Source organism: Psychroserpens mesophilus (genome assembly GCF_050617655.1).
GTDB classification, from domain to species: Bacteria; Bacteroidota; Bacteroidia; order Flavobacteriales; family Flavobacteriaceae; genus Psychroserpens; species Psychroserpens mesophilus_A.
The window spans coordinates 529,408-541,944 of sequence record NZ_JBODQC010000001.1 but is presented as its reverse complement, the minus strand read 5'-3'; the positions used below and the strand labels follow the sequence as shown (position 1 = coordinate 541,944).

Genomic DNA, 12,537 nt, shown 5'->3' with positions numbered 1-12,537 from the left:
ATAAACAGTTATGAAAACAATAAAAACCTTACTAATACTCATTGTTGCTTTTTCTTTTTTATGCTGCAAAAATGACAAACCATCAAATGGAAAACTAAACGTAGTCACCACAACCACAATGATTACAGACTTGGTAAAAAACATTGGAGGTGAGTATATTAATATTCAAGGTTTAATGGGAAGCGGTGTCGATCCTCACTTATATAAAGCCAGCGAAGGTGATGTTACAAAATTGGTGAATGCTGATGTTATCTTTTATAACGGATTGCATCTTGAAGGAAAGCTTGTTGAAGTTTTTGAAAAAATGGGAAGCCAGACTAAAACACCTATCGCGTTAGGAGAAGAGCTAGATAAAAACACCTTGATTGGTTCCGATTATTTTGCCTCTAACTACGATCCTCATGTGTGGTTTGATATCAATTATTTTAAGCTGTTTGCACAAAAAGTAACTCAGGTACTTTCCGAAAAAGATCCTGAACATACAGATAGTTACAAAACGAATGAAACGAACTACATCAACAAATTAGATGTCCTTCAGTCTAAGCTAAAAGGTATTATTGAAACGCTTCCAAAAGACAAACGTATTTTAGTGACCGCTCATGATGCCTTTAATTACTTCGGAAAAGCTTACGACTTCGAAGTGGTTGGATTACAAGGTTTATCAACTGCAACTGAAGCTGGCGTTCAGGATGTTCAAAAATTATCAGCATTTATTATTGAAAAAAACATTAAAGCTATTTTTGTAGAAAGCTCAGTGCCAAAACGAACTATCGAAGCCTTAAAAGCTGCAGTAACATCTAAAGGTCATGATGTTAGTATTGGTGGCACTTTATATTCTGATGCTTTAGGAACCTCTGGAACAGCCGAAGGCACTTACATTGGCATGTTTGAATACAACGTGAATACGATTGTTAATGCTTTGAAGTAGGACTTTAAATAAAATGTCATTTAGAAGGAAGTACGACTAAAGAATCTAGAACTAAATCATTTTTAGATTCTTCACTACACTCTGAATGACAAAAAGATTAGGTATGACTAAAATTGCAGTACAAATAGATGATTTAACAGTAGCTTACAACTATAAGCCTGTACTTTGGGATATTGATTTAGAAATTCCTGAAGGTGTATTAATGGCAATCGTTGGTCCTAATGGTGCAGGTAAATCAACGTTAATCAAATCCATATTAGGTATTTTAAAACCAATTGCCGGAAGTGTATCTATTTATGGAAAACCATATAACAAACAACGCTCATTAGTGGCTTATGTTCCACAAAAAGGCAGTGTGGATTGGGATTTTCCTACAACAGCACTTGATGTTGTTTTAATGGGAACTTATGGAAGTTTAGGGTGGATTAAGCGTCCTAGACAAAAAGAAAAAAAAGCTGCTTTGGAGGCACTTGAAAAAGTAGGTATGCTTCCGTTTAAAAACCGACAAATTAGTCAGTTATCTGGTGGACAACAACAACGCGTATTTTTGGCAAGAGCCTTAGTACAGGACGCTTCCATATACTTTATGGATGAACCATTTCAAGGAGTTGATGCAACCACAGAAATCGCTATTATCAATATTTTAAAAGAACTCAGAAAATCAGGTAAAACCGTAATTGTAGTGCATCATGATTTACAAACAGTTCCAGAATACTTTGATTGGGTGACTTTTCTGAACGTAAAAAAAATAGCCACTGGTCCAGTTAAAGACATTTTTAATGACGATAATTTAACCAAGACTTATGGTATTAATTATAAAGTAAGTATTCAAGAGTAATGCCATTCCTGCGCAGGTAGGAATCTTATTAATTGGAACTTAAATAAAAATAGATTCTGCATCAAGTGCGGAATGACAAAAAAAGTAAAAAATCGAATTAAAAGACTACATACAACTCGTTTTCAGTGATTACACCTTAAGAACCATCACACTAGGAACAGCAATTTTAGGTGCTGTAACTGGTATGCTAGGTAGCTTTGCTGTACTCAGAAAACAAAGTCTTTTAGGCGATGCCATTTCACATGCAGCGTTACCAGGAATCGCTATTTCATTTTTAATTACTGGAGCAAAAGATAGTAACACCTTATTGATTGGAGCCTTAGTTAGCGGACTAATTGGTACCTTCTGGATTAGAGGAATCATCACTAAAACACATCTGAAATCTGATACTGCATTAGGACTAATTTTATCGCTGTTTTTTGGCTTCGGAATGTTGTTGCTTACATTCATCCAGAAACAACCTAATGCAAATCAGGCTGGATTGGATAAATATTTATTTGGACAAGCAGCAACACTTGTTGAAAGTGATGTTTGGATGATGGCAATCGTCACTGGAATTTGTCTCTTTGTACTCCTTCTCTTTTGGAAAGAATTCAAGATTTTACTATTCGATAAAGAGTATGCTAAAACACTTGGATTTAATACCAAAACTATCGACATCCTAATTACAAGCTTTATCGTTTTAGCTATTGTATTAGGCTTGCAAACCGTTGGTGTTGTATTAATGAGTGCCATGTTATTGGCTCCTGCTGCTGCTGCTCGACAGTGGACAAACAGTCTTGCTAATATGGTGTTTCTTGCTGCTGCGTTTGGTGCGTTTTCTGGTGTTTTCGGAACGGCAATTAGCGCTAGCCAAGACAACCTTTCAACTGGACCAGTAATTGTAATTGTTGCTGCGGTTTTTGTATTTGTATCGTTTGTATTTTCTCCTAGTCGTGGATTATTATTTAAACAAATCCGATTAATAAAAAACAGACGTGATTTAGAATTGCATAAGACTTTAGCCTTAATGTATCATATTGCAGAAACACACGAAAATATTTCTCATCCACACGAAATTAAAATTCTGAATAACTTTCAAGGGTTTACCAAAGGCACGTTAAAAAAACTCGTTGAGAAAAATTATGTAACGCTACAAGGTACAACTTGGAGCTTAACTAATGAAGGTTTTGAATCAGCTTCAAATTTGTATAACCAATTGACCAAACAAGATGAGTAACGCACAACTTGAAATACAAATTATAGCCAGTCTGGTTGCGATTGCCTGTGCTATTCCTGGTACATTTTTAGTGCTTCGTAAAATGGCGATGATTAGTGATGCTATTAGTCATTCTATATTACCAGGAATTGTTGTTGGTTTTTTTATCACTCAAGATTTAAACTCACCTTTATTAATTCTACTTGCAGCAATTACTGGTGTGATTACTGTAGTTCTGGTTGAATACATTCAAAAAACCGGATTGGTAAAAGAAGACACTGCTATCGGACTTGTATTTCCTGTATTATTTAGTATAGGCGTGATTATGATTGCCAAAAACGCAAATGATGTGCATTTAGATATTGATGCTGTACTACTTGGTGAATTAGCTTTTGCTCCTTTTGACCGCTTATTCATATCAGGTGTTGATGTTGGTCCGAAATCACTTTGGATTATTGGAAGTATCTTAATCATTACCATTGCCTTACTGTTCACATTCTTTAAAGAATTAAAACTAAGTACATTCGATAAAGGTTTAGCGGCTTCATTAGGATTTTCACCTGTAATCATTCATTATGGGTTGATGACGGTTTCATCAATAACTACAGTTGGTGCATTTGATGCTGTTGGTGCTATTTTAGTTGTAGCATTAATAATTGCTCCTGCTGCTGCTGCTTACTTACTAACCACAGACCTTAAAAAGATGCTTGTTTTATCTGTTGTTTTTGGAGTTTTCAGTGCCATTTCTGGGTATTGGTTTGCACATTGGTTAGATGCTTCTATTGCTGGCTCCATAACCACAATGCTTGGTGTTTTATTCTTAATAGTCTATTTGTTTGCGCCAAGTAAAGGGATTATTGCCGTAATGTACAGAGAAAAACAACAACGTACAGAAGTATCGTTGCTTACATTTCTATTGCATTTGAAAAACCATGACGATGAACATGAGCGTCATGTAAATCATTTAAATGAACACATCAATTGGCAAAAGGTTCGTTCTAAAACGGTTCTAGATCTGGCCTTAAAAAACAATATGATTGAAATTAACAAGAATATTGTATCGCTTACTACAAAAGGTGATGAGTTTACAACTCAAGCTATCGATTATATCATTACCAATGAAGATTCTCAAATAGAAGATATGAAAGAAGATTTCTTTCTGTTTAGAGGATAATTTATTGTTTTATAAGTTTCATCCCTGTTATCCAGAAAATTTCAGATTCAAAAAAGCTAAGCGCTGTTTTAATAATTCGGTCTGATTTATCTCTAGGTGATTTAGTGATAAATCGGGCTTTGGTTCCTGTGAAATCTAAGGTGAATTTATCATTAACACCTGAGGCTTCTGTAGTAAAAGAAATTACCTTTTTATCTTGAGTCCAAGTACCTCTTCCATAAGTGTGTGTTTCTTTAGGAATACCATTTTCAATTCTTCTGTAATTATAATATTCAAAAGTTCCGTCTGTATTAAGTGTTAATGTTCGTATGAGTTCAAAATCATTAGAACTAGATTTCCACTGATAGACTCCAGAAACATCCTGAGCGTTTATGAGCATTGAACTTAATAAAAGTAAAGAGTATAATAAAAATTTCATTGATGGTTGTATTAGTTGTTTTCCCTATTCACAAAATTCATACCAATCATTCATGTTGCACAATTTACACAAAGTAAACTTTCTGGTCTAATCAATATTCTTCCTAATGGAATAACCTGTTTACATTTTAAACACATCCCAAAATCATCGTCATTAAGTTTAGACAGTACAATTTTTAAGGTGTTGAGTTTATTTTCAGCTTGATACAATGACGCTTCATTTATGGCTTTATTGTTAATTGCATCCATTCTACTTACACGACCAATGGCATCATTTGGTGCGATGGGTTTAGTCAATTCTTTATAATGAATTATAGAGGCTTCTGTTTTAGAAATCTCATCCAGTATCGTAGTTTTTAATTGTGCTTTATCCATGAGGTGTAATCCTGTAATTCGTCTAAAATAAGTGATTAAATGGAGCTATTTTTCTTTGTTGCCAAAAATTACATGTAACTCATTGATTACCTAACAGGTAAAGCTATAATAATGATTCTCGGCTTTATTGCTGTTGTTATATTTGTGTATCTAAATTTTAAGAAAAACGCTACTTTAAAAACATTGAAAAACAAATAAATAAGCAAAATTAAAAACCTCTTTCTTTCTGAAGCTGCTCATAAGCCTTTTGTACTTGTCTGAATTTTTCTTCAGCACCTTCCTGATATTCTTTCCCTAAGTGAATTACCTTATCTGGATGGTATTTTTTTGCCATGTGGCGATAGGCTTTTTTAATCTCATCAACAGTTGCACTTTTAGTTATTTCTAAAATTTTGTAGGCATTATCACTACTGTCATAAAACATCGCTTTAATACTTTCATAATCACGAGAACTGATGCCTAAATACCCACAGATGGTATAAATTTGTTTGACCTCAACTTCAGTAACCATTCCATCTGCCTTAGCTATTCCGAAGAGAAAATGCACCAATTGCAAGCGTGATGAATGATCCATCATTTGCCTAATTTGCAGACATACCTGTCGTGTTGGGATTTGCTGTTTGCTGATATTCTTAAACAGGCGAAATGCATGGTTTGCACGTTCTTTACCATACATACTCACAAACTGTTGCCTTACATAATCGAGTTCTCTTTGGTCCTGAATGCCATCGGCTTTAATAACAACTGATGCTAAAATAAGTAAGCTCACTTCAAAATCTCCAGATTGTGTTTGCGCTTGTTTTGTTGGTCTATCATAATTTGGTGCTTTTCGATAACTTCCTCTGGACCCCTTTCTTGTTGTTGGTCCATCACCTAACAAAAAACCGCCTTGTTGAGCCGTGTTATCAATTAAACTACCAACAGCCAATCCTATTATAGCACCAATTGGTCCACCAAAAGACCAACCTATAGCACCACCAATCCATTTTGCAAAACTCATGTATGTAATTTATTTATTGTAAATTTCAAATATACCATTTGTTAGTTGATATTTTTTTAGTTTTTAGCACTTATCAAAGCAACCTTTTAAGGATATAAATATCTAAATTGTGTAAAACCAATTACGTCATGAAAAAGCATATCTATATATTTCTGCTTGTTGTATTTACATTTTCGTGTAATAATAATGATGATCATTGCTCTTCCCATAGCGATCCAACTCTCTATGGCACTTGGTCTTTAATAAACGTTTCAGGTGGATTTGCTGGTGTAAATCAGGATTTTGAAGCTGGCATCATTACATGGACATTTGATAACCAATCACAAGAACTAACCATAATAAATACGAATACAGAAGCTGTCTTTGATGGCTACCCTTCAGGTGTATATGATTTTCAAGTTCTAACACCTGAAGACGGTTTTATTACAATCGTTTTAGATGATAGTGTTGAGTTGGATATCGACACCTTAACAAACCATCAGCTTATTTTAGATGAAGGTATCGCTTTTGATGGATTTTCATATACGTTTGTGAAGTAAGTTATTGCTAAATCCCTAAGTTATCCGTTATTGAAAACTTTAATGATACTATTCAAACAGCTTACTAAGTTTAGCTTTGTTCCTGTTATTTTTGCGTATCTTTGCTATCTAAATATTAATCTGAAAAATTAAATATATGTATCCAGCAGAATTAGTAAAACCAATGCGTGAGGATTTAACAAACGTGGGTTTTGAAGAATTACATACATCAGAAGCTGTTGAAACAGCATTAGCCAAAGAAGGTACAACATTAGTCGTAGTAAATTCAGTTTGTGGTTGTGCTGCAGCTAATGCTCGTCCTGGAGCAAGAATGAGTTTACAAAATGCAAAACGTCCAGATCACATTGTGACTGTTTTTGCAGGTGTTGACAAAGAAGCTGTTGATGCAGCAAGAGCTCACATGATTCCATTTCCTCCAAGTTCGCCAAGTATGGCATTGTTTAAAGATGGTGAATTGGTACACATGTTAGAACGTCATCATATTGAAGGTCGTCCAGCAGAATTAATTGCTGAAAACCTTATGGATGCTTACAACAATCATTGCTAGAAAAAGTAAAATTGCTACCGAATTAAAGCCACGATTTAGTCGTGGTTTTTTTGTGTATTATAGGCATTAAATTACATTTGTTATATGAGAAAATTATTGGCTTATCCATTAACAATTTTGTACTTGTTTGTGTTTGGAATGACCTTACTTATTTTTCATCCAATACAGTGGATTTGCTTTAATGTTTTTGGTTATCAGGCACATAAAAAAAGTGTTGATGCACTTCAGTTTTGTTTAGTAAGGTGTTTACACATTTTAGGCACGCGTTTTACTTGGTATAATCCAAATCATATTCCCAGAAATAAACCATTAATTATAGTTTCTAATCACCAAAGCATGTATGACATTTCACCAATAATGTGGTACATGAGACAACATCATGTCAAGTTTGTAAGTAAACAGGAGCTCGGAAAAGGTATTCCAAGTGTATCCTATAACTTACGACATGGTGGTTCTGTTTTAATAGATCGGAAAAATCCACGTCAAGCTTTACCTGCAATGTTAAACTTTGCTGAATACATTGAAAAAAACAATCGTGCAGCAGTTATTTTTCCAGAAGGCACGAGAAGTAAAGATGGACATCCAAAACCATTCAAAACAAAAGGATTAGAATTGTTGTTTAAAAAAGCACCTTCTGCATTAGTGGTTCCTATTACGGTTAATAACTCATGGAAAATGTTGCGTTATGGCACATTTCCAATGGGAATTGGGAATCATCTCAAGTTTACTGTTCATGAACCTATTGAGCTAAATTCAATAAATGATCATAAAGAGCTCATAAAAAATATAGAACAAACAATTACGAAAGCCATTATTTTAGACCAATGACATCAGACCAACTTGAACATATACAGCACACCAAAAACTTCGTAAAACAAACCTTAGAATCTGCTGAAGGTGGTCATGATTGGTTTCATATTTTAAGGGTGTATAATAATAGTTTACTCATCTCTAAAAATGAGTCTGTAAATGATTATGTTGTTGCGTTGGGTGCATTGCTTCATGATATTGCTGATAGTAAATTTTATGATGGAGATGAGACCATTGGACCACAAAAAGCACGAGAATTTTTATTTAAAATAAATGTAGATTCAACAGTTATTGAACATGTTGTAAAAATCATAGAAAACGTGTCATTTAAAGGCGGAAATGAAGCTCAGAGTTTTTCTTCAAAAGAACTAGATGTTATTCAAGATGCAGATCGACTGGATGCGCTTGGTGCCATTGGTATTGCGAGAACTTTCAATTATGGTGGTTATAAAAACCGGAAATTATACGACCCTTCGATACCACCTGATTTAAAGATGACTAAAGAAGCCTATAAAGCTTCCACAGCACCTACTATTAATCATTTTTATGAAAAATTATTGCTCTTAAAAGATCGAATGCATACTAAAACCGGAAAACAAATTGCACAGAACAGACATCTGTATATGGAAGGATTTCTTAAGCAATTTTATGCTGAATGGAATGGAAAGAAATAAAAAGAAGTCATTTAAAATAACTTCATCTGTCCATCTTTATAAATATCGTGTAATTCCGTATTTAATTTTGGTATTTCTTTATTCTTGAAATACTTCAATCGCGCCAGTTTAATCAAATCATTAATTTGCTTTGCTATGTGACCTTCACCACGCATTCGTATACCATATCTGGAATCATTGAGAGCTCCTCCATGGCAATTTTCAATTTGATGTAATACCTTTTCGGCTCTATCTGGTAAGGTTTTATGTATCCAATCCGTAAAAATTTCTCCAATTGCTCCATTTAGCCTCACGATTGTATGAGCCATACTCAAAGCTCCAGCTTCTGAAACTGCCTTAGCCAAAGGTAGAATTTCATGACTGTTAATAGATGGAATTATTGGAGCCATCATGACATTTACCGGAACACCATTTTCACTTAATATGTTTACCGTTTGTAAACGCTTTTTTATGGTAGTTGTTCGTGGTTCTAAAACGCTTCTCGTAGTTTCCGATAGTGATGTAATAGATACATTTACACTAATTAAATTATCGTTTGCCAACGCTGTAATAAGATCTAAATCACGAAGTATTAATGCATTTTTTGTAATAATTGAAACTAGATGCTTATACTTTAAAAATAGGTTTAAACAGGCTCTTGTAATTTCAAATATTTTTTCTGCTGGTTGATAACAATCTGTATTTCCTGACATGACGATTGGGTGAGCTTTCCAGCTTTTGCGCTTTATAAAAGCTTCTAACAAATTTGGGGCATCTTTTTTAACCAAAATTCGACGTTCGAAATCCAATCCAGCACTAAAACCCCAAAACTCATGACTATTTCTGGTATAACAGTAAATACAACCATGCTCACACCCTTGATACATGTTCATAGAATACGCCATTCCAACATCTGGACTAGCAACCTTATTGACTATAGTTTTTGGAAAAACAGGTAAGTAAAGTGTTTTATTTCTGTCGACTTCTTCTCCTTCCTTAGCACAATATTCTAAAAAATCATCGCGTTGTTCATGGCTAAGTGAAAAAAAGTGATTGTGAACATTTTGCTGAGCGCCACGACCTTTTATAATTGATTTTTTAAACATATTTTGTATTTTTTTGTAAAATTACAAAATATCATAATGCAAATTATAGTCTTTAAATGAGCTTTATCAACAAAAACTAAATGTCTATTTTCCCGGAAATTCAGCCTTTCGCTTTTCTAAAAATGCAGAAGTTCCTTCTTTAAAATCTTCAGTGCCAAAACATCTTCCAAATTGTTTGATTTCTGTTTTAAAACCATCAACTCCATCTTTATAATTTGCATTTATAGATTTGATAGCACCTTTGATTGCTACTGAAGAATTACGCATAATTTTACCAGCAATTTTTTCAGTAAAAGGTATTAATTCTTCTTCAGAAGTCACGTGATTTACTAAACCGTAATTTAAGGCTTGATTAGAATCAATCATACCTGCAGTCATTACCATTTCCATAGCACGACCTTTCCCTACCAACTGAGGCAAACGTTGCGTTCCACCATAACCAGGAATCACTCCCAGAGACACTTCTGGCAATCCCATTTTAGCATTTGAACTCGCTATTCTAAAATGACAGGCCATGGCCAGTTCTAAACCACCTCCTAATGCAAAACCATTGATTGCAGCAATGACAGGTTTGGAGAGGTTTTCTACAAAATCAAATAATAATTCCTGTCCTTTAGCAGCTAACTTTGCGCCTTGTTTGACATCGAAATCTGCAAACTCACTAATATCTGCACCAGCAACAAAAGCCTTTTCTCCACTGCCTGTTATAATAATTACTTTAGTATCATCACTTCTATTAGCCTCATCAAAAGCATCATGTAATTCCTGTATCGTGTCTTTGTTCAAAGCATTAAGCTTCTGAGGTCTGTTAATTGTAATTGTGGTGATTTTGTTACTCGTATTTGATAAAATATTCTGGTAATTCATTGCGCTTGTATATTATATTTTAGGGAACGTGACTGTAAAAGTAGTTCCAATTCCTTGTTGAGATGTAAAGGTAATACTTCCTTTATAAGTTTCCACAATATTTTTCACCATGGCAAGTCCCAATCCCATTCCACTGGATTTTGTGGTAAACTTAGGTTCAAAAATCTTGCTTTTATTTTCTTCGGAAACACCTATTCCATTATCTTCAATCGTTATCTTAACCATATCATTTTCTGAAAACACTTTAACTTCAATCTTAGGGTTTTCTCTATCAAGCGGAATGGCCTGAATTCCATTTTTCACTAAGTTAGTCACCACTCTAATTAATTGTGTACGATCAAAATTAGCCATGATTTCATTGTCTTCAGAAGAAAAGTGTATGTAATCTTCACTAAAAATATCTAAACCTAATTTGACAATTTTTGAAACATTAAGGGTTTCATTCTTTTGCGCTGGCATTTTAGCGAAATTAGAAAATGCAGAAGCGATAGAACTCATGGTATCAATTTGTTGAATGAGCGTCTTACTGTATTCATCTACTTTTTGATAAATATGTTCATCTTCAGGGTTGAACTTACGCTGAAAACTTTGTACACTCAATCGCATTGGTGTTAATGGGTTTTTAATTTCATGAGCCACTTGTTTAGCCATTTCTCTCCAGGCTTGTTCTCGTTCACTGGTAGCCAACTGAACTGCACTTTCTTCGAGTTCATCAATCATACTGTTATATGAATTGACTAAAGTTGATATTTCTTCGCTAGATGATTCTATGTCAATCTTTTTATTACGTTTTTCCAGACGTGTTTCGTTGATTTTGTCTGAAATTGTTTTTAATGTTCTAGTAATATATTTTGATAATAACAATGCTAAAATTATAGCGATTAACATCATAAACAAATAAGCATAACCTAAGCGTTCTAAAAACTCATTAAGCTCTTTATTTAAGAAATCATCGTTTTCTAAATAAGGTAAATTTAAAATGGCTAAAGGCTTAGATTTTGAATCATAGATATAGGTGTATGACGATTGAAACGTTTCTCCGTTTTTTCTGTTTTTTACAACATATCTGTGTTCAGCAGTATTAGATATAGCGTTGAGCACCTCAACATCAATACACTGTAAAATAGTATCTTTTGCAAAGCTTGCTTTAGAGGATTTTAACAATGTGCCATCTAAATCGTATAAGTTAACCTTTAGGCCATGAATAGCTGCTATTCTATAAATTTCATCTTTAAAAATAAGTGCTATTTTTTCGGTTTCAACAGGATAAGTTGTTTCCTTAATAACATAATTAATATCACTAACAATAGCTGTTTCTTTTCGTTCTAATCTTTCTTTATGGTAATCGACAGCTTCTTCATTGTACTGGTAAATGGTTACTGCAGCAATCAATATAGATGCAATAAGCACCAATAATATCATAGCAAAAAATATACGAACACGTAAAGACAATTTTTTTAACCTCATCTGCAAATTTGTAGTGAATCTAGGTAATTATTCGTTTAAATGTAACAATAATTAAGCCAATATTATGCTTCAGGGTTTTTGTGTCGCATATTTTTATAAAGTTTAAACCCTAGCATTAATAATATGCCCAAAACTATAATTCCAACAACACCAAACACCCAATTAATGGCGCTCTTAAGAATTACAAGAAATACAACTGCAAATAAAATAAAGGTAGCACCTTCATTCCAGAGTCGCATAAAATTTGACGTCTTTTTTACCTCATCCCGTTGCAATTGTTTAAAATACTGATGTGTTTTTAAATGATATATAATTAACAACACGACAAAGGTGAGTTTAACGTGCATCCAAGGCTGTTGCAACCAGAAAGGCTGTAAAATGATTAACCAGATTGCAAAACCAGTTGCTAAAATTGCTGAAGGCCATGCAATGATATTCCATAAGCGCTTTGCCATTAATTTTAATTGCTTACCGAGAATTTCCTTGTCAGGAGATGGTTTATGAAACGCTTCAATTTGATACACAAACAATCTAGGAATGTAAAACAAACCTGCAAACCAGGTCACTATAAAAATGAGATGTAGTGCTTTTATATAATTGTAATAGTCCATTTAAAAA

At 33.8% G+C, this 12,537-nt stretch carries 15 protein-coding genes; 8 read left to right on the top strand and 7 right to left on the bottom strand.

What is annotated here, in order from left to right:
- Positions 1-10 precede the first annotated feature (10 nt).
- The 4 genes from ACRHNM_RS02395 (at position 11) to ACRHNM_RS02380 (ending at position 4,138) form a co-directional block, all read left to right on the top strand.
- Positions 11-928, top strand: a complete 918-nt coding sequence (locus ACRHNM_RS02395; protein ID WP_431133274.1) for a metal ABC transporter solute-binding protein, Zn/Mn family — start codon at positions 11-13, stop codon at positions 926-928.
- A 103-nt stretch (positions 929-1,031) separates the two neighbouring features.
- Positions 1,032-1,766 carry a metal ABC transporter ATP-binding protein gene (locus tag ACRHNM_RS02390; protein ID WP_431133272.1) on the top strand — a complete coding sequence of 245 codons (735 nt, stop codon included), beginning with the start codon at positions 1,032-1,034 and terminating at the stop codon, positions 1,764-1,766.
- A gap of 109 nt (positions 1,767-1,875) precedes the next feature.
- The gene (locus ACRHNM_RS02385) at positions 1,876-2,985 is read left to right on the top strand and encodes a metal ABC transporter permease (RefSeq protein ID WP_431134011.1); all 1,110 of its coding nucleotides are present in this window, start codon (positions 1,876-1,878) and stop codon (positions 2,983-2,985) included.
- Positions 2,978-4,138, top strand: a complete 1,161-nt coding sequence (locus tag ACRHNM_RS02380) for a metal ABC transporter permease (RefSeq protein ID WP_431133271.1) — start codon at positions 2,978-2,980, stop codon at positions 4,136-4,138. The genes ACRHNM_RS02385 and ACRHNM_RS02380 overlap by 8 nt, the downstream gene beginning before the upstream one ends.
- 1 nt (position 4,139) lies before the next feature.
- On the opposite strand, the gene ACRHNM_RS02375 is transcribed toward ACRHNM_RS02380, so the two are convergent.
- The 3 genes from ACRHNM_RS02375 to ACRHNM_RS02365 all read right to left on the bottom strand — a co-directional run bounded on the left by ACRHNM_RS02375 (position 4,140) and on the right by ACRHNM_RS02365 (position 5,930).
- Positions 4,140-4,556, bottom strand: coding sequence for a hypothetical protein (locus ACRHNM_RS02375; RefSeq protein ID WP_431133269.1), 417 nt, complete (start codon positions 4,554-4,556; stop codon positions 4,140-4,142).
- Positions 4,557-4,606: 50 nt separating this feature from the next.
- The gene (locus tag ACRHNM_RS02370) at positions 4,607-4,930 is read right to left on the bottom strand and encodes a TraR/DksA family transcriptional regulator (RefSeq protein ID WP_431133267.1); all 324 of its coding nucleotides are present in this window, start codon (positions 4,928-4,930) and stop codon (positions 4,607-4,609) included.
- A gap of 208 nt (positions 4,931-5,138) precedes the next feature.
- A complete protein-coding gene (locus ACRHNM_RS02365) occupies positions 5,139-5,930 on the bottom strand; it encodes a TerB family tellurite resistance protein (RefSeq protein WP_431133265.1) in 792 nt (263 codons plus the stop codon).
- A gap of 128 nt (positions 5,931-6,058) precedes the next feature.
- On the opposite strand from ACRHNM_RS02365, the gene ACRHNM_RS02360 reads away from it, so the two are divergent.
- The 4 genes from ACRHNM_RS02360 to ACRHNM_RS02345 all read left to right on the top strand — a co-directional run bounded on the left by ACRHNM_RS02360 (position 6,059) and on the right by ACRHNM_RS02345 (position 8,500).
- Complete coding sequence (locus ACRHNM_RS02360; RefSeq protein WP_431133263.1) at positions 6,059-6,469, top strand: hypothetical protein; 411 nt, start codon at positions 6,059-6,061, stop codon at positions 6,467-6,469.
- A 136-nt stretch (positions 6,470-6,605) separates the two neighbouring features.
- On the top strand, positions 6,606-7,016 hold the full coding sequence (locus ACRHNM_RS02355) for a BrxA/BrxB family bacilliredoxin (RefSeq protein WP_431133261.1): 411 nt from the start codon (positions 6,606-6,608) through the stop codon (positions 7,014-7,016).
- Between the two features lie 84 nt (positions 7,017-7,100).
- A complete protein-coding gene (locus ACRHNM_RS02350; protein ID WP_431133259.1) occupies positions 7,101-7,844 on the top strand; it encodes a lysophospholipid acyltransferase family protein in 744 nt (247 codons plus the stop codon).
- Positions 7,841-8,500 carry an HD domain-containing protein gene (locus ACRHNM_RS02345; RefSeq protein ID WP_431133257.1) on the top strand — a complete coding sequence of 220 codons (660 nt, stop codon included), beginning with the start codon at positions 7,841-7,843 and terminating at the stop codon, positions 8,498-8,500. Before ACRHNM_RS02350 ends, ACRHNM_RS02345 begins: the two co-directional genes overlap by 4 nt.
- A gap of 11 nt (positions 8,501-8,511) precedes the next feature.
- On the opposite strand, the gene ACRHNM_RS02340 is transcribed toward ACRHNM_RS02345, so the two are convergent.
- The 4 genes from ACRHNM_RS02340 to ACRHNM_RS02325 form a co-directional block, all read right to left on the bottom strand.
- Positions 8,512-9,585 (bottom strand): PA0069 family radical SAM protein, encoded by a 1,074-nt coding sequence (locus ACRHNM_RS02340; RefSeq protein WP_431133255.1) that lies wholly within the window; start codon positions 9,583-9,585, stop codon positions 8,512-8,514.
- An 84-nt stretch (positions 9,586-9,669) separates the two neighbouring features.
- Positions 9,670-10,452 (bottom strand): enoyl-CoA hydratase/isomerase family protein, encoded by a 783-nt coding sequence (locus ACRHNM_RS02335; RefSeq protein ID WP_431133253.1) that lies wholly within the window; start codon positions 10,450-10,452, stop codon positions 9,670-9,672.
- A 12-nt stretch (positions 10,453-10,464) separates the two neighbouring features.
- Complete coding sequence (locus ACRHNM_RS02330) at positions 10,465-11,919, bottom strand: sensor histidine kinase (RefSeq protein ID WP_431133251.1); 1,455 nt, start codon at positions 11,917-11,919, stop codon at positions 10,465-10,467.
- Between the two features lie 62 nt (positions 11,920-11,981).
- Positions 11,982-12,530: a CopD family protein gene (locus ACRHNM_RS02325; protein WP_431133249.1), complete on the bottom strand. Its 549-nt coding sequence runs from the start codon at positions 12,528-12,530 to the stop codon at positions 11,982-11,984.
- Positions 12,531-12,537: the final 7 nt, after the last annotated feature.

What these genes read in the sequence shown, in the direction of transcription:
- ACRHNM_RS02395 (WP_431133274.1), top strand. Translation starts at nt 11, where the DNA reads ATGAAAACAATAAAAACCTTACTAATACTCATTGTTGCTTTTTCTTTT.
- ACRHNM_RS02390 (WP_431133272.1), top strand. Translation starts at nt 1,032, where the DNA reads ATGACTAAAATTGCAGTACAAATAGATGATTTAACAGTAGCTTACAAC.
- ACRHNM_RS02380 (WP_431133271.1), top strand. Translation starts at nt 2,978, where the DNA reads ATGAGTAACGCACAACTTGAAATACAAATTATAGCCAGTCTGGTTGCG.
- ACRHNM_RS02375 (WP_431133269.1), bottom strand. Translation starts at nt 4,556, where the DNA reads ATGAAATTTTTATTATACTCTTTACTTTTATTAAGTTCAATGCTCATA.
- ACRHNM_RS02370 (WP_431133267.1), bottom strand. Translation starts at nt 4,930, where the DNA reads ATGGATAAAGCACAATTAAAAACTACGATACTGGATGAGATTTCTAAA.
- ACRHNM_RS02365 (WP_431133265.1), bottom strand. Translation starts at nt 5,930, where the DNA reads ATGAGTTTTGCAAAATGGATTGGTGGTGCTATAGGTTGGTCTTTTGGT.
- ACRHNM_RS02360 (WP_431133263.1), top strand. Translation starts at nt 6,059, where the DNA reads ATGAAAAAGCATATCTATATATTTCTGCTTGTTGTATTTACATTTTCG.
- ACRHNM_RS02355 (WP_431133261.1), top strand. Translation starts at nt 6,606, where the DNA reads ATGTATCCAGCAGAATTAGTAAAACCAATGCGTGAGGATTTAACAAAC.
- ACRHNM_RS02350 (WP_431133259.1), top strand. Translation starts at nt 7,101, where the DNA reads ATGAGAAAATTATTGGCTTATCCATTAACAATTTTGTACTTGTTTGTG.
- ACRHNM_RS02345 (WP_431133257.1), top strand. Translation starts at nt 7,841, where the DNA reads ATGACATCAGACCAACTTGAACATATACAGCACACCAAAAACTTCGTA.
- ACRHNM_RS02340 (WP_431133255.1), bottom strand. Translation starts at nt 9,585, where the DNA reads ATGTTTAAAAAATCAATTATAAAAGGTCGTGGCGCTCAGCAAAATGTT.
- ACRHNM_RS02335 (WP_431133253.1), bottom strand. Translation starts at nt 10,452, where the DNA reads ATGAATTACCAGAATATTTTATCAAATACGAGTAACAAAATCACCACA.
- ACRHNM_RS02330 (WP_431133251.1), bottom strand. Translation starts at nt 11,919, where the DNA reads ATGAGGTTAAAAAAATTGTCTTTACGTGTTCGTATATTTTTTGCTATG.
- ACRHNM_RS02325 (WP_431133249.1), bottom strand. Translation starts at nt 12,530, where the DNA reads ATGGACTATTACAATTATATAAAAGCACTACATCTCATTTTTATAGTG.